The following is a 21059-nucleotide window of genomic DNA, read 5'->3' as shown; positions in this document are numbered from 1 at the left end:
AACCCAACAAGGAGTTTCGGATTCTTACACAGCCTGAGGATCGGTCAATGGATCCTTAACTGATCGGCATTAGGGCCCTGGGCCCCGTTGTTTTTCTCACCGCCAGGCGGCGTGGGCTCAGGCGCCCAGGCCGTTACCGGCGTCTTTCTTGGCAATCAGCTCAATCTTGTAACCGTCCGGGTCTTCCACGAAGGCGATGACGGTGGTGCCGCCCTTCACCGGGCCCGGCTCGCGGGTGATCTTGGCGCCGGCGGCGCGCAGTGCCTCGCAGGTGGCATAGATGTCGTCCGCTTCCAGGGCGATGTGGCCATAGGCAGAACCGAGCTCGTATTCGCTCACGCCCCAGTTGTAGGTGAGCTCGATGACGGCTTCATCCTTCTCGTCGCCGTAGCCGACGAAGGCCAGGGTGTACTTGTATTCGCTGTTCTCGCTCTTGCGCAGCAGTGTCATGCCCAGCACTCGGGTGTAGAAGTCGATGGAACGTTGCAGATCGCCGACGCGCAACATGGTATGCAGAATTCTCATTGCTCAATTCTCCGGGTTGGTGGATTGGTACTGCCTTGAATCCATGGCCCGAGACCGGATCCGCAGAGGCCTGCAGATCAACTCTCGGGATAGACCTTCTCTTTGTATTCGCACAAATCTTCGATGATGCAGGAGCCGCAGCGGGGCTTGCGGGCGAGACAGGTGTAACGTCCGTGCAGGATGAGCCAGTGATGCACGTCCAGCTTGAACTCGGCGGGGACCACCTTGAGCAGCTTCTCCTCCACCTGATCGACGTTCTTGCCCACGGCAAAGCCGGTGCGGTTGGAGACCCGGAAGATATGGGTGTCGACGGCGATGGTGGGCCAGCCGAAGGCGGTGTTGAGCACCACGTTGGCCGTCTTGCGGCCGACGCCGGGCAGGGCCTCGAGGGCCTCGCGATTCTCCGGCACCTCGCCGCCGTGGCGCTCCAGCAAAATGGCGCAGGTCTTGATGACGTTCTCGGCCTTGGTGTTGAAGAGGCCAATGGTCTTGATGTACTCCTTGACCCCGTCCACCCCCAGATCCAGCATGGCCTGGGGGGTGTTGGCCACCGGATAGAGCTTGTCGGTGGCCTTGTTGACGCTGACATCGGTGGCCTGGGCCGAGAGCAGCACGGCGATGAGCAGCTCGAAGGGCGTGGTGAAGTTGAGCTCTGTGGTGGGATGGGGGTTGTCATCGCGCAACCGCTCCAGGATCAGCCTGCGTTTCTGGTTGTTCATGGCTCTCTCTTGTCTCAGAGCTGGGTCGTGCGGGCGCCTGCCGCCGGCACGGTGCAGTGGGCCTTCTCGGCACTCTGCTTGCGGCCCATCCAGTCGTTGATGGCGTTTTTGCCGGCGATCATCAAACCGAGGCCGATGAAGCCGCCGGGGGGCAGGATCGCCAGCAGCAGGCTGGCGTCGGCGTGGAACAGCTCGACGCGCAATGACTTGGCCCAGTCACCCAGCAGCAGCTCGGCACCGTCAAACAGGGTGCCCATGCCGATGATCTCGCGAAGGCCCCCCAGTACCAGCAGCACCAGGGTAAAGCCCAGCCCCATCATGAAGCCGTCGAGGGCGGCAAGCAGGGGCGGGTTCTTGGAGGCATAGGCTTCGGCGCGGCCGATGATGACGCAGTTGGTGACGATGAGGGCGATGAAGATGCCGAGCGCCTGATAGAGGCCGTAGGTGTAGGCGTTCATCAACAGCTGCACGCTGGTCACCAGGGCCGCGATGATCATCACGTAGACCGGGATGCGGATATCCTTGGGCACCCAGTTGCGCACCAGGGAGACGGCGAGGTTGGAGCAGACCAGTACCACCATGGTGGCAAGGCCGAGCCCCAGCGCATTGGTAAAGGTGGAGGAGACCGCCAGGGTGGGGCAGAGTCCCAGCACCTGCACCAGGGAGGGGTTGTTCTTCCACAGTCCCTGCAGCATCAGCTCCTTGAGCTCTTCGCGGCGGCCACTTTCCCCGGCGGGTTGGCTGGCCGTGTCAATCACGTCGACTTGTTCCATTGCGTGTGCTCCGGCGTTAGGGGTTGGTATGGCAGGAGGGGGCATCGTGCAGCAGTTCGGGGTGCTCCTGTTGCAGCCTCAGCAAATTTTTCACCGCCTTGACCACGGCCCGCGGGGTGATGGTGGCTCCGGTGAAGGCGTCGAATTCGCCGCCATCCTTCTTCACCGCCCAGGTGGCGTCGTTGTCGGCCGTGAGGGACTTGCCGGTGAAGCTGTCGATCCAGCTGGATTTCTTCAGCTCTATCTTGTCACCAAGCCCCGGGGTTTCCTTGTGGGCCAGCACCCTGACCGCGCTGACGGCCCCCTTGGCATCGGTGCCGACCACCATGCGAATGGCTCCACTGTAACCATCGGGGGCTACGGTTTCCAGCGCGTAGCCGGTATGCACCCCCTTGAGGGTGGCGGTATAGAGGGGCATGGGCTCATCGCTGCCCAGGTATTCCCGGCTGCTGACCAGCTTGCAACTGGCCACCAGATCGTTGTCATAACTCCCCTCGGGCAGCAGGGCCTGCAGGGTGCGCAGCTTCTCCAGCTCTTGCTGGTGGGCGATGCGATCCCGGGTCAGTTCGTTGGTCAGCACCACCATGGCGGTGCAGCCGAGGGCAAAGAGGGCCAGGGTCAGGCCATTCTTGCGCATGCTTTTCAACATGGGAGGCTCCCTGTCTCGCGTCTGCGGCAATTCAGATGTGGGTTCATTTGCGACGGGCTCCATAGACCTTGGGGCGGGTCAGACTGTCAATCAGGGGAACGCACAGGTTGGCCAGCAACACGGCGAAGGCGAAGGCATCCGGATAGCCGCCAAAACGGCGGATGACATAGACCAGCACGCCGATGAGCACACCGTAGACGAGGCGCCCCTTTGCGGTGGTGCTGGCACTCACCGGATCGGTGGCGATGAAGAAGGCCCCGAGCATGGTGGCACCGCTGAACAGGTGCAGCATGGGGGTGGCGGTGGCATCCGGGGTGGCCAGATAGCCCAGGGTGGCAGCGAGCAGCAATGCGCCCAGCACGGCAGTCGGAATGCGCCAGTTGATCACTTTCTGCTGGAGCAGGAAGAGGCCTCCCAGCAGGTAGCCGAGGTTGACCCAGCTCCAGCCGATACCACCCCAGCCCTCGAAGACCTTGTGGGTCATCACTTCGGTGGCGGTCAGTCCCTGGGTCAGCCCGGTCTTTAAGGTATCCAACGGCGTGGCCATGGTCAGGCCATCCACCCCCTGCTTGAGCTGCAGCATGCTGTAGCCGTCGAGGCTGAAGCCGGTGAAGATCACCGAGGCCGCATCGGCGAAGCCGATGTCGTAGGCGGCGATGCTGGAGGGGGGCAGCCAGCTGGTCATCTGAACCGGGAAGGAGACCAGTAGCAGCACATAGGCCACCATGGCAGGATTGAACAGGTTCTGACCGAGCCCGCCATAGAGATGCTTGGCGATGATGATGGCGAACGCCGTGCCCAGCACCAGCATCCACCAGGGCAGCAGGGGGGGCAGGGAGAGACCGATGAGCACGGCGGTGAGCGCCGCGCTGCCATCCAGCAGGGCCGGTTTGACGGGGCGGCCGCGCAGGCGAAGGACCAGGGCCTCCGAACCCAGGGCCGTGACCAGCGCCAGCAGGATCTGGATCAGGGTCCCCCAGCCGAAGAACCAGGTCTGCGCAAGGAAGCCGGGCAGGCAGGCCAGGATCACCAGCACCATCAGGGTCTGGGTCTGTTTGCGGTTGTGGGCAAAGGGCGCACTCGCGATATTGAACATGGATCAGTGGCTCTTGTCGGTCGAAGGGGAGGAGGCAGCCTCGGCCGCCAGCTTCTTGGCTTTGGCCCGGGCGATGGCGGCGGCGATGGCCGCCTTCTTGGGGTCCACCTCGGCGGCGGGCTCGGATGCGGCGGCCAGGGCCTCAACGGCGTTATCGGTTGTGTTCACGGATGTCTTATCCGCGTCCACCGGCCCGTCACCTTGCGCCTCGGCGGCTTTCTTGGCCTTGGCCCGGGCGATGGCGGCGGCGATGGCCGCCTTCTTGGGGTCCACTTCGGCGGCGGGCTCGGATGCGGCGGCCGGGGCCTCAACGGCGTGTTCGGTTGTGTTCACGGATGTCTCGCCCGCGACCACAGGCCCATCACCTTGCGCCTGGGCGGCCTTCTTGGCCTTGGCCCGGGCGATGGCGGCGGCAATGGCCGCCTTCTTGGGGTCCACCTCGGCGGCGGGCTCGGATGCGGCGGCCGGGGCCTCAACGGCGTTATCGCTTGTGTTCACGGATGTTTTATCCGCATCCATCGGCGTGTCCCCTTGCGCCAGGGCGGCTTTCTTGGCCTTGGCCCGTGCCAGGGCGGCGGCGATGGCGGCTTTCTTGGGATCCAGCTCTGCCTTGGGATGTTGCTCCCCAGATGCCGGGGTGTCAGCCAGCCCATTGCCCTCGCCATTGGCGGCCTTGGCGGCACGACGGGCGATGGCCTCCTGCTTGCGCGCCTCTCTGGCGGCAATCATGGCGCCGTTGTCCGGTGCTGGCTCGCTGGTGCCTGCCTGGGTGGTCTCCTGCTTGGCCTTGAGGCGGGCGAGGGCAGCGGCGACGGGATCTTCTCCCCCCGCGGCCGTCATGGCCTGACGGCGCTGGGCTGCGGCCTCGGCGTGGCGGGCTTCGCGGGCCGCCTTCTCACGCTCGAAGCGAGCCTGCTTGGCCTCGAAGCGCTGCTTGGCACGTTCGGCCTTCTCGGCCTCGGCACGGGCCTCGCGGATGTCATCCTTGGCGATCTTGTAGTACTGCACCAGGGGGATTTCGCTCGGGCAGACCCAGGCACAGGCGCCGCACTCGATACAGTCAAAGAGGTTGAGCTTCTCGGCCTTGTCGTACTCCTTGACCCGGCTGTACCAGTAAAGCTCCTGGGGCAGCAGGGTGGCGGGGCAGGCATCGGCGCAGGCACTGCAACGGATGCAGGCCTGTTCCGGGCCGGGGGGCGGCAGCTCGGCGCGGGTGGGGGAGAGCAGGCAGTTGGTGGCCTTGACCACGGGGACCATGGCGTGGGGCAGGGTGAAGCCCATCATGGGGCCCCCCATGATGACCCGCTGATCCGCCTCCGGTTGCAGCTCGAAACGCTGGAGCAGCCAGCGTACCGGCGTGCCCAGACGCACCCAGGCATTGCCGGGTTTCTTGAAGGCGTCGCCGGTGAGGGTGACGATGCGCTCGATGAGCGGCTCCCCATCGATGATGGCGCGCTTGATGGCAAAGACGGTGGCGACGTTGAGCACCATGATGCCCATGTCCACCGCCCGGCCTCCCTTGGGCACCTGGCGTCCGGTGAGCAGCTCTATGGTCTGTTTGGCGCCGCCGGAGGGGTACTTGGTTGGTACCGACTTGACCAGCACGTCGGCGTCGCTGGCATGGCGGGTCAGGGCCTCGATGGCCGCCGGTTTGTTGTCTTCCACCCCGATCAGGGTGAGCTTGGGCTTGAGCAGGTGCTTGAGTACCCGGATGCCGTCCATGATCTCGTCGGCGTATTCCTGCATCAGACGGTCATCTGTGGTGATGTAGGGTTCGCACTCCAGCCCGTTGACGATGAGGATCTCGGTGAGCTGGCCACGGCCGTCGAGCTTGCTGTGGGTCGGGAAGACGGCGCCGCCGAGCCCGGCGATGCCGGCCTGCTGGATGCGCTCGAGCAACGCCCCCCGCTCCAGGTTCCAGTAGTCAGGCTGGGGTGTGCGCTCGCCCCAGGCATCGTCTCCGTCCGGGGTGAGGAGGATGCAGAGATCGTCAAGACCGGAGGGGTGCGCCACCGTGTGCTGCTCGATGGCGGTGATGGTGCCCGAGGTGGAAGCGTGCACCGGCACGATGCGTCCCTTGTCAAAACGGGTGAGGGGTTGCCCCTTCTTGACCTTGTCCCCCACCCGCACCAGCAGTTCGCCGGCCGGACCCGCGTGCTGGCGCACCGGAATGATGAGCTGTGGGGGAAGGCCCGCGTCAACGACGGGGGTCAGGCTGGACTGGTGCTTGTTCTCGGGGGGATGGATGCCGCCGTGAAAATCCCACAGAGTGCCGGCTTTGATGCGTTCGAGCAGATGCTGCATGGTTACTCCGCTGTTTATTCCACTATCTTGACCGGAATGGCGACCTTGGCCAGATCCCATTTCCAGTTGTCGACCGTGGTCGGCACCGGGATCATTTCGATACAGTCGGTCGGGCAGGGGTCGACGCAGAGGTCGCACCCGGTGCACTCGGCCTCGATGACGGTGTGCATCGCCTTGGTGGCACCCAGGATGGCGTCGACCGGACAGGCCTGGATGCACTTGGTGCAACCGATGCACATGTCTTCGTGAATGAAGGCCACCTTCTTGACGGGGATTGCCGCGTCTTCACCGCCGTCCAGAGACTGGGGCTCGACCCCCATCAGGTCGGCAATCTTGCGCATGGTGGCGTCGCCACCGGGCACGCACTTGTTGATCTTGTCGCCATTGGCCAGGGCTTCTGCGTAGGGTTTGCAGCCCGGGTAACCGCACTGGCCGCACTGGGTCTGGGGCAACAGAGCATCGAGCTGATCGACGATGGGATCGGCCTGCACATGAAACTTGACGGCGGCAAAGCCGAGAATGATGCCGAAGGCCAGGGCAAGCAGGGCCAGCACCAGAATGGCAAAGAGTATGTGAATCATAGCGTTATATCTTGATGAGGCCGGTAAAGCCCATGAAGGCCAGCGACATCAGGCCAGCGGTGACCATGGCGATGGAGACGCCACGAAACGGTGCCGGCACGTCGGCAGCCACCAGCCGCTCACGCATGGCGGCAAAAAGGATCAGCACCAGGGAGAAGCCGACGGCGGCCCCGAAGCCGTAGATGATGCTCTGGATGAAGTTGTGGCGCTCGTTGATGCTGAGCAGCGCCACGCCGAGCACGGCACAGTTGGTGGTGATGAGCGGCAGGAAGATGCCGAGCAGGCGATAGAGGGTCGGGCTGCTCTTGCGGATCACCATCTCGGTGAACTGGACCACCACGGCGATCACCAGAATGAAGCCCAGGGTGCGCAGGTAGGCGATCTCCAGCGGGATCAGGATATAGTGCTCCATCAGATAGGAGCAGGCGCTGGCCAGCGTCATGACGAAGGTGGTGGCCAGACCCATGCCGATGGCGGTTTCCAGCTTGCCGGAGACACCCATGAAGGGGCAAAGGCCGAGGAACTTCACCAGCACGAAGTTGTTGATCAGCACGGTGCCGACCAGTAAAAGCAGGTACTCAGTCATTGAAGATGGGTTATCCGGTATGAAGGCGGCCGTATTATCTGATGTTAGGTGCCTTTAGACAACCGCAAGGCCGTATGGTTATTATTCGAATGCCCAATTCATGGAGGCATTGTGCGCCCTTTACCCGTCCTGACGCTGACCCTGGCCATGCTGCTCTGGTCCAGCTCCTTCATCGCCCTCAAACATGTGCTGGAAATCTGGTCCTTCGGTCAGGTGCTCTTCATGCGGATGGGGGTGGCGTCCTGTTGCTGGCTGCTCTGCTACCGCCAGCTTGGCCGCGTCACTTACCAGAAGGGGGATTGGCGCTGGTTGGCCCTGATGGGGGCGCTTGAGCCCTGCCTCTACTTTCTTCTTGAAGTCAACGCCCTGCGTTACACCAGTGCCGGCCAGGCCGGTATGGTCTGTGCCCTGCTTCCGCTGATGGTGGCCCTGGTGGCCTTCGTGCTGCTTGGAGAGCGGGTGAGTCGCCGCCAGCTGCTGGGCTTTGCCATCGCCATCGTTGGCATCGCCCTGCTGGGGTTGGGGGAGGGCGCCGACGAGTTCGCCCCCAACGCCCTGCTCGGCAACAGCCTGGAGATGGGCGCCATGCTCTGCGCCGCCACCTATTCCGTGGTATTCAAAAAGCTCTCCAGCCGCTACGGGGTGATGACACTGACGGCGTTGCAGGCCTTCGTCGGCATGCTCTTCTTCGCGCCCTTTGCCTTCAGTGCGCCCTGGCCCGCGAGCTGGGCTTGGCAGGACATGGGGGTCATCCTCTTCCTCGGCGCCTTCGTGACCCTGGGTGCCTACCTGCTCTACAACTGGTCGGTGACCCAGGTGAAAGTGACCCTGGCGGCTGCCTATGTGAACCTCATACCGGTCTTTACCCTGCTGCTCGCCTATCTGCTGCTGGGAGAGACGCTCACGGCCCTGCAATGGGTGGCCTGTGCCGCCGTGCTGGCCGGCATCGGGGTGGGCCAACTGCCGTCCGGCAGGAAGCGTGCGCAGGCAGTCGCCACCGGGGGATGAGTCGCCGTCATTGGGCTACAGTCTGGGCAGGGAAACACGCTGTCGAAGAAGGAGCCGACCGATGAGCGACATGCACTTGCTGGCCGCGGCCAAAAGCCTGTTGAGCCATCCCCCCTTTACCCTGGCCGATGCCAGAGCCCTGGAGGCGCTGGAAGAGGAGGCCGTGGGGGAGGAGGGGCTCTGCATCGCCGCGCTATGGGACATCGCCCTCGTGCTGGCGGACGAGGAAGCCAGACACTATCTCCTGGGGGATGGCTGAGCGGGTTTAGGGTGGGCGGACAGCAATGACAACGGGGGGCCTGGGCCCCCCGTTGTCATTGGCAGCTGTCGCTCAGATGGAGAGGCTCTTGACGGTGTCTGACACCGAGTTGGCGTCCTCGATGATCTCCTTGATGACGTCGGCGATGATGGTGGCCTGCTCCTGACCTGCCACCGCCTTGTCGGAGACGACGGAGACGGTCTGGGTGATCTGTGAGGTGATCTCCGAGTTGTGCTTGATGACGGTGACGATCTCGCTGGTGGAGCTGGAAGTGCGCGCCGCCAGTTGCCTCACCTCGTCGGCCACGACCGCGAATCCCCGTCCCTGTTCCCCGGCGCGGGCCGCCTCGATGGCCGCGTTGAGGGCCAGCAGATTGGTCTGATCCGCGATGCCGCTGATGGTGGAGATGATGGATTCGATGCTCCTGGATTGCTGGTTGAGCTGCTCTATCTGCTTGCTGACCGCATTGACCGAGGTGTTGATGTGAGAGGAGGTGTCGAGCACCCTGTCGATGACCTCCCGCCCCCTGGCAGCGCTCGCGACGGTTTCGCTGGCGATGGCACACGCCTTCTGGGCCGCTTCCCGGGTGGAGATGGATTTCTCCACCCGCTCGGTGATGTCGCTCGCCAGCTTGATGATTTTGACCACCTTGCCCTCGTGGTTGAAGATGGGGTTGTAGGTGGCCTCCAGCCAGATCTTCTCCCCCCGGTGACCCAGACGCATGAAAAGCCCGGACTTGATGTCACCCGAGCCGAGATCCTGCCAGAAATGGGGGTTGTTCTGGTAGAACTCGGTGTCACAGAAGAGGCGATGATGCTTGCCGACCACCTCTTCCAGCCGGTAGCCAAAGCAGTTGAGGAAATTCTGGTTGGCGGTGATGACGGTGCCATCGGGTTGGAAATCGATGACCGCCAGGGACTTGTCCAGGGCTGCCAGCAGGGCCTGGGTGCGCTCCAGAGTGGATTGCTGCTGGGTCACGTCGGAGGCGACCTTGGCGATCCGCACCACCTTGCCGTCGATCAGGATGGGGAAATAGGTCGCCTCCAGCCACACGGCCTTGCCGGATTTCGACTGGCGAATGAAGCGACCGCTGCGGGAGACGCCGTGGCGCAGATCCTGCCACAAGGTCTCGTAATCCCGGGTATTGACGTCGTCGGGGAAGCAGAGGGTGCTGTGATGCTTGCCAATCACCTCGTCACGTTCAAATCCCACGATCTTGAGAAACAGCGCGTTGGCGAAGGTGACCACTCCCGCCGGGGTGAACTGGACGAAGGGGACCTGCAACTGGATAGCCTGTTCAAATGCCCCCAGTTCCACCACCCTTGCCGCTTGCTCACTGGCTTCCTTGCTTGCTTTTTGATTCCAGAACATGACAGCGCTCCTCCATGAGACCCTTGAATGGGATAACGACCAAATATGAGTAAATTAACAATAGCATTGCGTCCTGATGAGTCGTCATCGTACTCAAATTAACTTTTTATTTTTCAATGTTGATAAATAGCTTCTTAATTGTAGGGTCTCGTACCAAGGTTATTTATCTCGTGGACCGCTTTGGGCACCAGGGAATATTGGCATGAAGGCGCCTCTTTTGGCACTGACAATTGTCACGATGCCCCTATATATCGCCCTCATATGAACCCTATGACACGTCAGGGATCTCGGTGGGGATAAAGTTGAGTCTTCTGGAACGCGGTGAAATTAGGTGGCTACGGGGATCGGGAAAAAGCCGCTATCTGATCCTCTGGTGTGAGAAATAAACGGCCAAGGGTGTGATGTTCTGGATGTGCGGCATGTGTGAACCCGTGACGACATTGCCGCTTCGGTATATTTTCTGTCCCGAAACAGGGAGTGTTTATTTTGCCTGCAAGGTGGAGAGTTTCTGGTTCAGGGACTCAATCTCTTTCTGATATCGGGTAGTGACCGACTGCATCTCTGCCGAGACATTGCGGGATCTTGCCTTGTTCTCCGTGATCTGGGTCATCTCGTTGTTCATCTTCTGCTTTTTGGCCTCGATCTCGGTGCGCAGCGCCTCGGCCTGGCGTTGTTTCTGGCCGTTCGCCAGGCTCTGCTCTATCTCCCGGGTCTGGTTGGCCGCCTGCTCCACCGCCTCGGGGGAGGGGGTATAGACATTGAGTGCCATGGGTTTGGCGTCGCTGCTGCAGGGGATGTCGCTGAAGGTGATCTGCCCATCGCGGGCGCATTGATAGACAGCCGCCTGGACAACGGGGACGGTGGCAAGCCCCAGGCAGGCGAGAGAGATGACCAGCATGCGTGACATAGACTCCTCCTTGAATCCTCTTCCTTGCACACTAGTACATGGCGCAAGGTCAGACAACGGCCTCGTTCCGGGTGTGACATTCCGGTCCTCACGTTGCCTCTCTCTGGTCCATGGCGGGGTAGATCCCCTGCGCAATGGGTGTGCCATGGCGGCATAAAGCGACGGATCCCTGCCTGTTTCCCCGCAGTTCAACACATCAGAGCACCATAACGGGCCGCAATGAGGTATCTTATGCCCCGATTTCATCCATCAAACGGATAAGAGACAACACATGATCATCAAACCCAAGGTTCGCGGCTTTATCTGCACCACCACCCACCCGGTCGGTTGTGAAGCCAATGTTCGTCGCCAGATCGCTTACACCCAAGCCAAGGGCGCCATCGAGAATGGCCCCAAGAAGGTGCTGGTGATCGGCGCTTCTACCGGCTATGGTCTGGCCTCTCGCATTGCCGCAGCCTTCGGCAGCGGAGCTGCCACCATCGGTGTCTTCTTCGAAAAGCCGAGCTCCGAGACCAAGACGGGCTCCGCTGGCTGGTACAACTCCGCCGCCTTCGACAAGGCCGCCAAAGAGGCCGGCCTCTACGCCAAGAGCATCAATGGCGATGCCTTCTCCCACGAGTGCCGTGCCAAGGTGATCGAGCTCATCAAGCAGGATCTGGGTCAAATCGATCTGGTGGTCTACTCCCTGGCCTCTCCGGTGCGCAAGCTGCCGGACACCGGCGAAGTGGTGCGCTCCGCCCTCAAACCTATCGGCGAGGTCTACACCTCCACCGCCATCGACACCAACAAGGATCAGATCATCACCGCCACCGTCGAGCCGGCGAATGAGGAAGAGATCCAGAGCACCATCACCGTCATGGGCGGCCAGGACTGGGAGCTGTGGATGGCGGCTCTGCGCGATGCGGGTGTGCTGGCTGACGGCGCCAAGTCCGTGGCCTATTCCTACATCGGTACCGACCTGACCTGGCCCATCTACTGGCATGGCACCCTGGGGCGCGCCAAGGAAGATCTGGACCGCGCCGCCACCGCCATCCGTGGCGATCTGGCTGCCAAGGGGGGGACCGCCCACGTGGCCGTGCTCAAATCCGTGGTAACCCAGGCCTCCTCTGCCATTCCCGTGATGCCGCTCTACATCTCCATGGCCTTCAAGATCATGAAGGAGAAGGGCATCCACGAGGGCTGCATGGAGCAGGTGGACCGCATGATGCGCACCCGCCTGTACGGCGCCGACATGGCGCTGGACGAGCAGGCCCGCATCCGCATGGATGACTGGGAACTGCGTGAAGACGTGCAGCAGACCTGCCGTGATCTCTGGCCCTCCATCACCACCGAGAACCTCAGTGAACTGACCGACTACACCGGCTACAAGCAGGAGTTCCTGCGCCTGTTCGGTTTCGGCCTGGACGAAGTGGACTACGATGCGGACGTGAATCCGGACGTGCAATTCGACGTGGTCGAGCTGTAAGTCGGTCGTCAGCACAGACAGGGCCCTGCGGGGCCCTGTTTTTTTTGCAGCAGACTCAACCTGTTGCCTCAGGTTTATTATCCGCGATCACCTTTTTCCCCGAACAAACCCGCTAGGCTTGCGCTGTCCGGATCACAGACGGCATTGCCGAGGTACGGAAGCTATGACCACTCCACATGAAGCGCCCAAAAAGCGCCAACTCCCCACTGTCTATACCCTGCTTTTCATCATCATCGCCCTGATGGCGGCCCTGACCTGGGTGCTGCCGGCGGGCAAATACAACTACGTGACGGCCAAGACCCAGCAGCCGGTGGCGGCAGCCGCCGTGGCCGACTACAGCGGCGATGAGCGACTGTTGCCGGTGCCCGGCAGCTACACCGAGCTCCCCTCCCAACCCCAGGGGGTATTCGATGTGCTCAAGGCGCCCATCCAGGGCTTTCACAAGGCAGCCGACGTGGCGCTGTTCGTGCTCATCATCGGTGGTTTCCTGGCGGTGACCATGCAGAGCGGGGCGCTGGATGCCGGGGTGGGGGCCATCGTGCGCGGCTTTGCCGGGCGCGAGCGGCTGCTTATCCCCGTGCTGATCGCCCTGTTTGCCCTCGGCGGCTCCACCTTCGGCATGGCGGAGGAGACGGTGGCCTTCTGGGCACTGATCGTGCCGGTGATGATGGCGGCGGGCTTTGATCGCATGGTGGCGGCCGGGATTATCCTGCTTGGCTCCGGGGTCGGGGTGCTCGCCTCCACCGTCAACCCGTTTGCTACCGGCATCGCCTCCGGTTTTGCCGGCATTCCCATCGGTGAGGGGATTGGCCTTAGGGTTGTGCAGTGGCTGCTGCTGGTGATCTTCGCCTCCTGGTTCGTGATGCGCTACGCCAAGCAGGTGCAGCAGGACAAGTCCCGCTCCGTGCTGGCCGACATCGCCTATGACGACGAGTTCTCCCAGATGAAGAGCGGCAATCTCGCCTTCAGCGGCAAGCAGAAGCTCACCATGCTGGTTTTCTTCGGCACCTTCCTGCTGATGATCTATGCGGTGGTGCCCTGGTCAGATCTGGGCATCGATCTGCTGCCTACCCTGGGCTGGTGGTTCGACGAGCTCTCCACCCTGTGTTTCACTGCTTCCATTCTGATCGCGCTGATCAACCGGATGCCGGAGTCCAACTATGTGGCGACCTTCCTGAGCGGCGCTCGGGATCTTATCGGGGTGGCGCTGGTGGTGGCGGTGGCACGCGGCATCTATGTGGTGATGGAACATGGCGTCATCATCGACACCATTTTGCACTGGGCCGAGGGGCTGGTGAGCGGGCTGTCGTCGTCGGTCTTCATCCTGATGGCTTATCTGGTGCACATCATCCTGAGCTTCTTCATCCCGTCCACCTCGGGGTTGGCGACCGTCTCCATGCCGCTGATGGGGCCGCTGGCGGACTTCTCCGGGATCTCGCGGGATCTGGTGATCACCGCCTATCAGTCCGCCTCCGGCTGGATCAACCTGTTCGCCCCCACAGCAGCCCATCTGGTGGCGGGGCTGGCGCTCGCCAGGATCCCCTATGATCGCTTCGTGCGCTGGGTGCTGCCCTTCATCATCGGGGTGGCCCTCATCACCATGGCGGTGCTGGTAGCCGGTGCCCTGCTGCACGGCTGATGGCACGGATAGAAAACGACAGACAACAAAAAGGCTCCCACGGGAGCCTTTTTCATGAGCCTTGCTTACTGCTTGTAGCCCTTGAGGAAGCGGGCGAGACGGCCGATGGCCTCTTCCAGCTCCTCTTCCCGGGGCAGGAACACCAGGCGGAAGTGATCCGGTGCAGGCCAGTTGAAGCCGGTGCCTTGCACCAGCAGGAGCTTCTCCTGCTGCAGCAGGTCGAACACCATCTTCTGGTCGTCGCGAATGTCGTACACCTTGGGGTCGAGGCGCGGGAACATGTAGAGCGCCCCCTTGGGCTTGACGCAGGAGACCCCAGGGATCTCGTTCAAAAGCTCCCAGGCTTTGTCCCGTTGGCGACGCAGGCGGCCCCCCGGCAGGATCAGCTCGTTGATGCTCTGGTAGCCACCCAGGGCGGTCTGGATGGCGTGCTGCATGGGCACGTTGGCACAAAGCCGCATGGAGGCCAGCATCTCCAGCCCCTCGATGTAGCCCTTGGCACGGCCCTTGGGACCGGTGATGACCATCCAGCCCTGGCGGAAGCCACAGGCGCGGTAGGCCTTGGAGAGGCCGTTGAAGGTCACCACCATGACATCGTCGCACAGGGTGCAGACGCTGGTGTGGGAGATGTCGTCGTAGAGGATCTTGTCGTAAATTTCGTCGGCGAAAATGATGAGGTTGTGCTGGCGGGCGATCTCGATCACCTCCAGCAGGAACTCGCTGCCGTAGACGGCGCCGGTCGGGTTGTTGGGGTTGATCAGCACCAGGCCGCGGGTGCGCGGGGTGATGCGGGCGCGGATGTCGTCGAGATCCGGATACCAGTCAGCCCCTTCGTCGCAACGGTAGTGCACCGCATGGCCACCGGAGAGGGTGACGGCCGCGGTCCAGAGCGGGTAGTCGGGGGAGGGCACCAGCATCTCGTCGCCGTTGTTGAGCAGCGCCTGCATCGCCATCACGATGAGCTCGCTCGCACCATTGCCGATGTAGATGTCGTCGATGTCGACCTTGCGCATCCCTTTTTGCTGGTAGTACTGCATCACCGCCTTGCGGGCGGAGAAGAGCCCCTTGGAGTCGCAGTAGCCCTGGCTCTGGGGCATGTTGAGGATCACATCCTTGATGATCTCCTCCGGTGCTTCGAAGCCAAACGGGGCCGGATTGCCGATGTTGAGCTTGATGATGCGGTGACCTTCGTCTTCGAGACGGCGAGCTTCTTTGTGCACCGGGCCGCGGATGTCATAGCAGACATCGTCGAGCTTGTGCGACTTGTCGATAGTGAACATGGTGAGCGTGATTCCTTCCCCGTGGGGCGCGTTGGCAGAAAAGCTGTTTTTAGTATCAAATTTCTCTGCCCCTATTCTTCACAGAATTGAATGCTAGAACAATCTAATTTATGGAATAAATCCCTGATATTTACCCCTGAAACAGGGTTGTTGAAATGTTAAATTCAGCATGATCGTTTGCCTCTCTTTGGTAGATCAGTGAAAGATGAGGGGCAGATTCATAAAGCAACATGAGTGTATTGAAATATCTCCCCCATCTGGCACGATTGGCTGGGGTAAAAAAGGCCCCGACCCGTCGGTCTGCCAGGGGAGCACGCAGGCACAGGGGCTCATCTTCCCGCTCTCGAGGTTCACTCATGCAGGCACCCGCCACCGGTCGCTACCGCCATTTCAAGGGGGGCTATTACCAGGTTCTTGCCCTGGCCTTGCACACCGAAACCCAGGAGCAGCTGGTGATCTATCAATCCGAACAGGATGGTCAGGTCTATGCCCGCCCCGTCGCCATGTTCATGGAGTGGATTGAACATCAGGGACAGGTGGTGAGCCGCTTCACGCCGGTGGCCTGAGGCAGGCTTGGCGACATGAAAAAAGGCGCCAGAGGCGCCTTTTTTCATGGTGTCGGGGCTTACAGACCCAGATTGGCTCTGGCATAGGCCTCAAAATCGGTGCAGCCGCCGATGTGCTGCTCATCCAGGAAGATCTGCGGCACAGTGGTGACCGGCTTGCCCGCCTTGGCGGCGAGATCGTCCTTGGTCAGCCCGGCCACGTTGATATCCACGTAGCGGAACTCGAAGTCATCGCGCTCCTCGGTCAGTTGCTCGGCAATCTGCTTGGCACGCACGCAATAGGGGCAACCGGGACGACCAAAAATCTCTACAAACATCTTTTCTCTCCATTAAACAAGCCGTTGAAGAAGGCCATTGAGATGAGGCTGGGCACAGCATAGCCGTGGCGCCCTGTCAGTCAAAGCTGAAAATAGCGATGCTTACGTTCGCCATCTCCGATTGCGCCCACTGCTGATGACGGCGCCAGCGTCCCTGTTTCGCCCCAAGGTCGGGGAATGGGGGCCGCCTTGCTGGCAAGGCCACCTATATCGTTCATCACTGCTCGGCGATCTGGATGGGCTGCTGCTGGTAGATGCTCTCCAGCACGCCTTTTTCGAAGACGGTCCAGGGCCAGGGGGCCTTGCTGGCGCGATAGCGCTCGTGGGTGGCGGGGTCTTGCGACAGGCCGCGCTGGAACATCACGAAGGCTTTGCGCTGGCCACTTGCGGTGTCGATGAAGCCGGCGAGGTTCGAGGTGCCGGTGATGGTGCCCGTCTTGGCGTGCACCTTGTTCTTCATCATGGGGGCGGTGACGCTGCGTCGCCAGGCCAGGGTGCCGTCCACCTGGGAGCTTGGCAGCAGCTTGATGAAGTCGAGCTCGGCATCGTTCTTCTGGATGAAGTTAAGCACCGACAACATCTGGCGCGCGCTGATGAGATTGTGGGCGGAGAGGCCGGAGCCGTCGGCCAGGGTGGCGTTGCCAAGGTCAATGCCGTGCTTGGTCAGGATGGCGCGCACCGCCATGGTGCCGCTGCGATAGCTGCCCGGCTTGTTGTAGTAGTGACGCCCCACGGTTTTGAGGAAGGTATCGGCGTAGAGGTTGTCGGACTTTTTCAACATCTTGGCGAGCATCACCGGCAGGGAGACAGAGTAGTGGGTCGCCAGGGTCTGGGCACCGACAGGGGCCTGATGGGTGACCCGCAGCAGGCCGTCGTGGCTGATCCCGGCGCGGTTCATGGCCCAGCGGATGTTGTCCCAGCCCCAGGCCTCCACGTCATGGATGGCAAAGCGCAGCCCTTGTGGCTCCTTGTTCGGGGTGATGCAGCCCTTGAGCTCGTAGAAGTTGCCCTTGGCCATGTCTACTTCCAGAGCACAGAACTGACGCGCCATGTCGCCATAGCTCATCACCTCCACGTTGTCGGCGCCGATGCCGATGGGCACGCCGGTGGCCACGTTGCCCACCGCAGGCTTGCCAATCTGGGTGGCGGTGATGGTGCCGTAGGCGCAGTTCTTGTCGATGATGACCGAGGAGACGGGAGCGGCGAAACAGAGGGTCTGATCCCCCCAGGACCAGCCGTTGCCACGCTCATAGCCGTTGTAGGCACCGGTGTTGACATAGACGTTGCCCTGAATGCGGGTGACGCCCAACTGTTTGAACAGGGCAACCAGATCCATGCGCGACAGGGTCGGGTCGCCGACGAAGTTGATCCAGATGTCGCCGTTGATGGTAGTGCCCTGTTTGGCGCCGGGCTGGGCCTGGATGTCGGTGGCGAAGCGGAAGTCGGCACCGAGTTCGAGGCGGGCGGCGAGCGCGGTGAGCACCTTCATGGTGGAGGCGGGGGCTATCATGTCATCGGCGTGACGGGCAAATTCCACCCCGTTGTTACCCTGTACGATGACGGCGTACTGGCCCCCCTTGGGCGGGGTCAGCGGGGCGGCCTGGACCGCCAGAGAAAAGAGAGCACAAAAACCAATCAACAGCCGCTGCATAGGATCCTCTAACTGAACGAAAGGGCGGCATCAGAAACCGCCCCGATAATCAAACCGGGTGACTGCCGGGTATCGCCTGCCATGGGGTCAGGCCGGGGCGTTGGCAGTCCGGTAACGCCCCTCGTAATCGAATATTTTTTCCTTCACCTGCCAGAAGCGTCCCGACTTGCGGGCGATGACGAAATCCGGGTGACGGAACTGGTCTGCCGCGAGCATCACGCTCGCCAGGGTAGTGAATTCGGGCTCCAGGCCCGGGGCGGGCCAATGATGACGCACAAAGCGTTGTTGAAACAAGCGCTGTGCACCCCGGGAGTGAAAGGGGAAGTACTCCGTCAGGGTCAGGCCATCCTCGTCGTGGTAGGTCACCTCCAGCCGCTCCCCCTGCTTGCCGCGCCCAGGGCTCAGGGTCAAACCGGCGCAGCGGATCACCATGCAGTCCTTGAGATTGAGGGCCTCCTTGAGCTTGTCGTCAGGGTCCACCAGCAGCTGGTCACAGCTTTGGCAGCGGCGGGCGGCGATGTCGTTTTCAGCACCGCAACCTGGGCAGATCTTGGCGCGAAAGCGGTAGTCGCACTCCTCGCGGTTGCCCTCGTCATCTTCAAACAGTCCCTGACAGCGGCGGCCGTAGTGTTCGACCACCTTGCCATCCTCGTCGGTCTTGCCCCAGAAAGTGTTGGCAAAGCCGCAGGCGGGGCAGGGCACCTGAACCGGCTCGGTGCCGGCGTGGGGCCTGGGTTCCCCCACTTCGGGGGCAAACAGGTTGAAGTTGTTGCCTGCGTAGTCGAGCACCAGGCAATCGCTCTTGCCGGGTGAGAGGCGCAGGCCCCGTCCCACAATCTGCTGATAGAGCGACACCGATTCGGTGGGGCGCAGCATCACGATGAGGTCGACGTGGGGGGCATCGAAGCCGGTGGTGAGCACTGCCACGTTGACCAGAAACTTGAGCTCGCGCGCCTTGAAGGCACTGATTAGAGCGTCGCGCTCCGGTCCCGGCGTCTCGCCGGTGACGAGGGCGGCCTGCTGGTCTCTGGCACCGAGCAGGCCATGAATTTCCCGGGCATGCTCGACGGTGGCGGCGAAGATCATCACCCCCTGCCGGTCGGCCGCATACTCCAGCACCTGGCTCAGGATATGGGGGGTGACCCGCTCCTGTCGCTTGATCTCGCCGTTGAGCTGCGCCTCGCTGAACAGGCCGTTTTCCCGCGGCACCAGCTTGCTGAAGTCGTAGTGGACGATGGGGGCGTCCACCAGGCGCGGCGGGGTCAGGTAGCCGTTTTTCACCATGAAGCGCAGGGGCAGTTCGAACACGCAGTCACCGAACAGCCGCTCGCCGTGGCTCTTGACCATGCCGTGGTAGTGGCGCCGGTAGATCCAGCCCAGCCCCAGCCGATAGGGGGTGGCGGTGAGCCCGAGGATCTTGAGGGCCGGATTGGCGGCCTTGAGATGCTCGATCACCTGATGGTATTGGCTGTCGTCATCGAGCGAGACCCGGTGGCACTCGTCGATGATGAGCAGCGAAAAAGCGCCGTCGAAGGCATCCAGATTGCGCGCCACCGACTGCACCGAGCCAAACACCACCTGGGCGCTCGCCTCCTTGCGTGCGAGCCCCGCGGCAAAGATGTCGGCCCGGAGTCCCCAGGCCTCGTACTTGGCGTGGTTCTGCTCCACCAGCTCCTTGACGTGAGCCAGCACCAGCACCCGGCCACGGGCCTTGCGGGCCAGTTCGGCGATCACCAGGCTTTTGCCGGCCCCGGTGGGCAGCACCACCACGGCGGGATCCGGGTGTTTGCGAAAGTGGCTGATGACGGCGTTGACCGCGTCGGTTTGATAGGGTCTGAGAACGAACATGGGGAACGGCTGTGGTGCAAGATGGCGCCATTATAGGGATCTTGCGGGGAAAATGCAGCGAAGGGGGCGTGCTGACAGGAAGCGGGCCGGCAGGATGCCGGCCCGTGCAGGTCAGGGACCTCAGTGGAAGGGGAACAGGTAGTTGAGCCAGCTACCCATGCGCATCAGGATCTTGCGCATGATGGCCACGTGGTGGAAGTGCTCGGTATAGATGGCGGCCTGACCGCTGGAACCCGCGATCACCTGGTAGTTTGCCCATTCGGGATCGGTGATCTCGAGCACGATGGGCAGGCGACCCGGTACCTGTGCCGAGGTCTGATCGATAAGACCCGCCTGTGCCTGGATATTGCCCGGTGCCATGGCCGGGATAACGGACTGCACCTTGGCCTTGAAGATGCGGCCCGGAATGCCGTCGAGCACGACTTCGGCCTCGTCACCCGCCTTGAGCCGCTGCATGCTGTTCTGCCAGAACCAGCCGACATAGGCATTGGCATCTTCATGAATGAAGGTCATCACGGGGCGGAACATGAAGGGGGCGGCAATCATGCCCGGGCGCAATGCCAGTTGTACGACATGACCGTCACTCGGGGCGTAGACCACGGTCTGCTCCAGATCGTACTTGGCGATGTTGAGCTGGGCACCCAGGTCATTGAGGGTCGCTTTCTGCTGATCAATTTGGGCGACGATGTCATCCACGTTGGCCTGGGTGACGTCGAGGTCGCGCTGTTTGCCGATGCCCCGTCGCATCAGCTCCTGGGCGCGATCCCTGTCCAGGCTGGCGGATCGCAGGCGGGCGTCCAGAGCCTTCAGAAAATCGGTGTTGGAGGCGAGGCGCGCCGTCAGGCTGGCGACCTTCTCCTGGAAGGGCTCAGCGTCGATGCGAAACAGCACATCCCCTTTCTTGACCGGCTGGTTGGGCTTGACCGGGACGTCGGTGACACGCCCCTTGACCAGGGGCACGACCGGGGTGGAGACATAATAGTTGCGAGCCAGCTCGGAATAGGGGTGGTTGTAGTTCATCAGCATGATGAGTGTGCCGATGATGATGACGCCACCCAGTACGGCGGTCGGCACGGTCCACTTGTTGAGCGGGATCTTGAAGATCTTGAAAATACCTATGCAGAGGGCTGTATAGGTGAGAATAAGTAGCAGGTCCATGGGGCGTTACCTATTTGTCGGTCTGTTCGAGCGTGGTCATGCGAGCCTGCAGTGCTGCCAGCTCCTCTTTGAGTGCGCTGATCTCTGTCTCGTCATGTTGTAGGCGTTGCGAGAAGCCCCAGCCGCGATCGGGGCGATAAATCGTGGCCCAGATCCAGAGGAAGGGCCAGAGCACGTGCAGGGTGAACAGGCTGACCCAGCCTGCCACGTGAATGGCGTCCTGGTGGGGGTGATTACGGTGCTTGGCAATTTCATATGGAATATCGTGAATGACGATAATGCCATCTTAAATGCGAAAGGGGACTCCCTCCGACGTAGGTGGGAGGGGAATTTCGCCGGGGCGTCAGCCCCGCTGGT

21 protein-coding genes and 1 pseudogene are annotated in these 21059 nt (G+C 62.0%); 5 read left to right on the top strand and 17 right to left on the bottom strand.

Annotated elements, in window-relative coordinates; all coding sequences use genetic code 11:
• Window positions 1-117: 117 nt before the first annotated feature.
• From gloA to rsxA, 8 genes are all read right to left on the bottom strand, one after another.
• Window positions 118-525, bottom strand: coding sequence for a lactoylglutathione lyase (gene gloA, locus PG896_RS17495; RefSeq protein WP_039038673.1), 408 nt, complete (start codon window positions 523-525; stop codon window positions 118-120).
• A gap of 77 nt (window positions 526-602) precedes the next feature.
• The gene (gene nth, locus PG896_RS17490) at window positions 603-1244 is read right to left on the bottom strand and encodes an endonuclease III (RefSeq protein WP_005302279.1); all 642 of its coding nucleotides are present in this window, start codon (window positions 1242-1244) and stop codon (window positions 603-605) included.
• Between the two features lie 14 nt (window positions 1245-1258).
• Complete coding sequence (locus PG896_RS17485; RefSeq protein ID WP_010674312.1) at window positions 1259-2017, bottom strand: electron transport complex subunit E; 759 nt, start codon at window positions 2015-2017, stop codon at window positions 1259-1261.
• A gap of 16 nt (window positions 2018-2033) precedes the next feature.
• Window positions 2034-2666 (bottom strand): electron transport complex subunit RsxG, encoded by a 633-nt coding sequence (gene rsxG / locus PG896_RS17480; RefSeq protein WP_041212825.1) that lies wholly within the window; start codon window positions 2664-2666, stop codon window positions 2034-2036.
• A gap of 43 nt (window positions 2667-2709) precedes the next feature.
• Entirely contained in the window at window positions 2710-3762 is a 1053-nt protein-coding gene (rsxD, locus tag PG896_RS17475; RefSeq protein ID WP_010674314.1) for an electron transport complex subunit RsxD, read from the bottom strand.
• A gap of 3 nt (window positions 3763-3765) precedes the next feature.
• Window positions 3766-6066: an electron transport complex subunit RsxC gene (gene rsxC, locus PG896_RS17470; RefSeq protein ID WP_270835999.1), complete on the bottom strand. Its 2301-nt coding sequence runs from the start codon at window positions 6064-6066 to the stop codon at window positions 3766-3768.
• Window positions 6067-6080: 14 nt separating this feature from the next.
• Window positions 6081-6647, bottom strand: coding sequence for an electron transport complex subunit RsxB (rsxB, locus tag PG896_RS17465; RefSeq protein WP_049636131.1), 567 nt, complete (start codon window positions 6645-6647; stop codon window positions 6081-6083).
• A 4-nt stretch (window positions 6648-6651) separates the two neighbouring features.
• Window positions 6652-7233, bottom strand: coding sequence for an electron transport complex subunit RsxA (gene rsxA / locus PG896_RS17460; RefSeq protein WP_039038677.1), 582 nt, complete (start codon window positions 7231-7233; stop codon window positions 6652-6654).
• A 111-nt stretch (window positions 7234-7344) separates the two neighbouring features.
• Between rsxA and PG896_RS17455 the strand changes: the two genes are divergently transcribed.
• Together PG896_RS17455 and PG896_RS17450 are read left to right on the top strand one after the other, a co-directional pair.
• Window positions 7345-8241 carry a DMT family transporter gene (locus tag PG896_RS17455; RefSeq protein ID WP_041212829.1) on the top strand — a complete coding sequence of 299 codons (897 nt, stop codon included), beginning with the start codon at window positions 7345-7347 and terminating at the stop codon, window positions 8239-8241.
• Between the two features lie 61 nt (window positions 8242-8302).
• The gene (locus PG896_RS17450; protein ID WP_103243342.1) at window positions 8303-8500 is read left to right on the top strand and encodes a hypothetical protein; all 198 of its coding nucleotides are present in this window, start codon (window positions 8303-8305) and stop codon (window positions 8498-8500) included.
• Window positions 8501-8572: 72 nt separating this feature from the next.
• On the opposite strand, the gene PG896_RS17445 is transcribed toward PG896_RS17450, so the two are convergent.
• The 3 genes and pseudogenes from PG896_RS17445 to PG896_RS17435 form a co-directional block, all read right to left on the bottom strand.
• On the bottom strand, window positions 8573-9004 hold the full coding sequence (locus PG896_RS17445; RefSeq protein ID WP_256094419.1) for a methyl-accepting chemotaxis protein: 432 nt from the start codon (window positions 9002-9004) through the stop codon (window positions 8573-8575).
• 108 nt (window positions 9005-9112) lie between these two features.
• Window positions 9113-9871: pseudogene (locus tag PG896_RS17440) on the bottom strand (PAS domain-containing protein); the annotation flags it as partial.
• A 481-nt stretch (window positions 9872-10352) separates the two neighbouring features.
• Window positions 10353-10778: a DUF4124 domain-containing protein gene (locus tag PG896_RS17435; RefSeq protein WP_039038680.1), complete on the bottom strand. Its 426-nt coding sequence runs from the start codon at window positions 10776-10778 to the stop codon at window positions 10353-10355.
• A gap of 271 nt (window positions 10779-11049) precedes the next feature.
• Here PG896_RS17435 and fabV point away from each other — a divergent pair, with 271 nt between their 5' ends.
• Together fabV and PG896_RS17425 are read left to right on the top strand one after the other, a co-directional pair.
• Window positions 11050-12243, top strand: a complete 1194-nt coding sequence (gene fabV / locus PG896_RS17430; protein ID WP_041212832.1) for an enoyl-ACP reductase FabV — start codon at window positions 11050-11052, stop codon at window positions 12241-12243.
• Window positions 12244-12406: 163 nt separating this feature from the next.
• Entirely contained in the window at window positions 12407-13882 is a 1476-nt protein-coding gene (locus PG896_RS17425; RefSeq protein WP_270835998.1) for a YfcC family protein, read from the top strand.
• Between the two features lie 65 nt (window positions 13883-13947).
• Here PG896_RS17425 and PG896_RS17420 read toward each other — a convergent pair whose 3' ends face one another.
• Window positions 13948-15162 (bottom strand): pyridoxal phosphate-dependent aminotransferase, encoded by a 1215-nt coding sequence (locus PG896_RS17420; RefSeq protein ID WP_005302243.1) that lies wholly within the window; start codon window positions 15160-15162, stop codon window positions 13948-13950.
• Window positions 15163-15518: 356 nt separating this feature from the next.
• Here PG896_RS17420 and PG896_RS17415 point away from each other — a divergent pair, with 356 nt between their 5' ends.
• Window positions 15519-15728, top strand: coding sequence for a DUF1653 domain-containing protein (locus PG896_RS17415; protein ID WP_010674028.1), 210 nt, complete (start codon window positions 15519-15521; stop codon window positions 15726-15728).
• Window positions 15729-15787: 59 nt separating this feature from the next.
• On the opposite strand, the gene PG896_RS17410 is transcribed toward PG896_RS17415, so the two are convergent.
• From PG896_RS17410 to PG896_RS17390, 5 genes are all read right to left on the bottom strand, one after another.
• The gene (locus PG896_RS17410; protein WP_010674029.1) at window positions 15788-16045 is read right to left on the bottom strand and encodes a GrxA family glutaredoxin; all 258 of its coding nucleotides are present in this window, start codon (window positions 16043-16045) and stop codon (window positions 15788-15790) included.
• 217 nt (window positions 16046-16262) lie between these two features.
• Window positions 16263-17696 (bottom strand): D-alanyl-D-alanine carboxypeptidase/D-alanyl-D-alanine endopeptidase, encoded by a 1434-nt coding sequence (gene dacB / locus PG896_RS17405; RefSeq protein WP_043156376.1) that lies wholly within the window; start codon window positions 17694-17696, stop codon window positions 16263-16265.
• A gap of 87 nt (window positions 17697-17783) precedes the next feature.
• On the bottom strand, window positions 17784-19544 hold the full coding sequence (locus PG896_RS17400) for a DEAD/DEAH box helicase (protein ID WP_270835996.1): 1761 nt from the start codon (window positions 19542-19544) through the stop codon (window positions 17784-17786).
• 120 nt (window positions 19545-19664) lie between these two features.
• Window positions 19665-20702, bottom strand: coding sequence for an HlyD family secretion protein (locus PG896_RS17395; protein ID WP_010674032.1), 1038 nt, complete (start codon window positions 20700-20702; stop codon window positions 19665-19667).
• 10 nt (window positions 20703-20712) lie between these two features.
• Window positions 20713-20982, bottom strand: coding sequence for a DUF3302 domain-containing protein (locus PG896_RS17390; protein WP_041201542.1), 270 nt, complete (start codon window positions 20980-20982; stop codon window positions 20713-20715).
• Between the last annotated feature and the right edge of the window lie 77 nt (window positions 20983-21059).

This window comes from Aeromonas sp. QDB30 (assembly GCF_027707645.1).
GTDB classification, from domain to species: Bacteria; Pseudomonadota; Gammaproteobacteria; order Enterobacterales; family Aeromonadaceae; genus Aeromonas; species Aeromonas caviae.
Note: the sequence above shows the minus strand (reverse complement) of the source record. Positions and strands in the feature narration are given on the sequence as shown.

Excerpts from the sequence above, each read along its gene's own strand:
- PG896_RS17450 (WP_103243342.1), top strand. The coding sequence starts at position 8,303 with ATGAGCGACATGCACTTGCTGGCCGCGGCCAAAAGCCTGTTGAGCCAT.
- rsxA (WP_039038677.1), bottom strand. The coding sequence starts at position 7,233 with ATGACTGAGTACCTGCTTTTACTGGTCGGCACCGTGCTGATCAACAAC.
- PG896_RS17485 (WP_010674312.1), bottom strand. The coding sequence starts at position 2,017 with ATGGAACAAGTCGACGTGATTGACACGGCCAGCCAACCCGCCGGGGAA.
- gloA (WP_039038673.1), bottom strand. The coding sequence starts at position 525 with ATGAGAATTCTGCATACCATGTTGCGCGTCGGCGATCTGCAACGTTCC.
- PG896_RS17395 (WP_010674032.1), bottom strand. The coding sequence starts at position 20,702 with ATGGACCTGCTACTTATTCTCACCTATACAGCCCTCTGCATAGGTATT.
- dacB (WP_043156376.1), bottom strand. The coding sequence starts at position 17,696 with ATGCAGCGGCTGTTGATTGGTTTTTGTGCTCTCTTTTCTCTGGCGGTC.
- PG896_RS17425 (WP_270835998.1), top strand. The coding sequence starts at position 12,407 with ATGACCACTCCACATGAAGCGCCCAAAAAGCGCCAACTCCCCACTGTC.
- PG896_RS17420 (WP_005302243.1), bottom strand. The coding sequence starts at position 15,162 with ATGTTCACTATCGACAAGTCGCACAAGCTCGACGATGTCTGCTATGAC.
- rsxC (WP_270835999.1), bottom strand. The coding sequence starts at position 6,066 with ATGCAGCATCTGCTCGAACGCATCAAAGCCGGCACTCTGTGGGATTTT.
- rsxB (WP_049636131.1), bottom strand. The coding sequence starts at position 6,647 with ATGATTCACATACTCTTTGCCATTCTGGTGCTGGCCCTGCTTGCCCTG.
- PG896_RS17410 (WP_010674029.1), bottom strand. The coding sequence starts at position 16,045 with ATGTTTGTAGAGATTTTTGGTCGTCCCGGTTGCCCCTATTGCGTGCGT.
- nth (WP_005302279.1), bottom strand. The coding sequence starts at position 1,244 with ATGAACAACCAGAAACGCAGGCTGATCCTGGAGCGGTTGCGCGATGAC.
- rsxG (WP_041212825.1), bottom strand. The coding sequence starts at position 2,666 with ATGTTGAAAAGCATGCGCAAGAATGGCCTGACCCTGGCCCTCTTTGCC.
- PG896_RS17435 (WP_039038680.1), bottom strand. The coding sequence starts at position 10,778 with ATGTCACGCATGCTGGTCATCTCTCTCGCCTGCCTGGGGCTTGCCACC.
- PG896_RS17415 (WP_010674028.1), top strand. The coding sequence starts at position 15,519 with ATGCAGGCACCCGCCACCGGTCGCTACCGCCATTTCAAGGGGGGCTAT.
- PG896_RS17400 (WP_270835996.1), bottom strand. The coding sequence starts at position 19,544 with ATGTTCGTTCTCAGACCCTATCAAACCGACGCGGTCAACGCCGTCATC.
- fabV (WP_041212832.1), top strand. The coding sequence starts at position 11,050 with ATGATCATCAAACCCAAGGTTCGCGGCTTTATCTGCACCACCACCCAC.
- rsxD (WP_010674314.1), bottom strand. The coding sequence starts at position 3,762 with ATGTTCAATATCGCGAGTGCGCCCTTTGCCCACAACCGCAAACAGACC.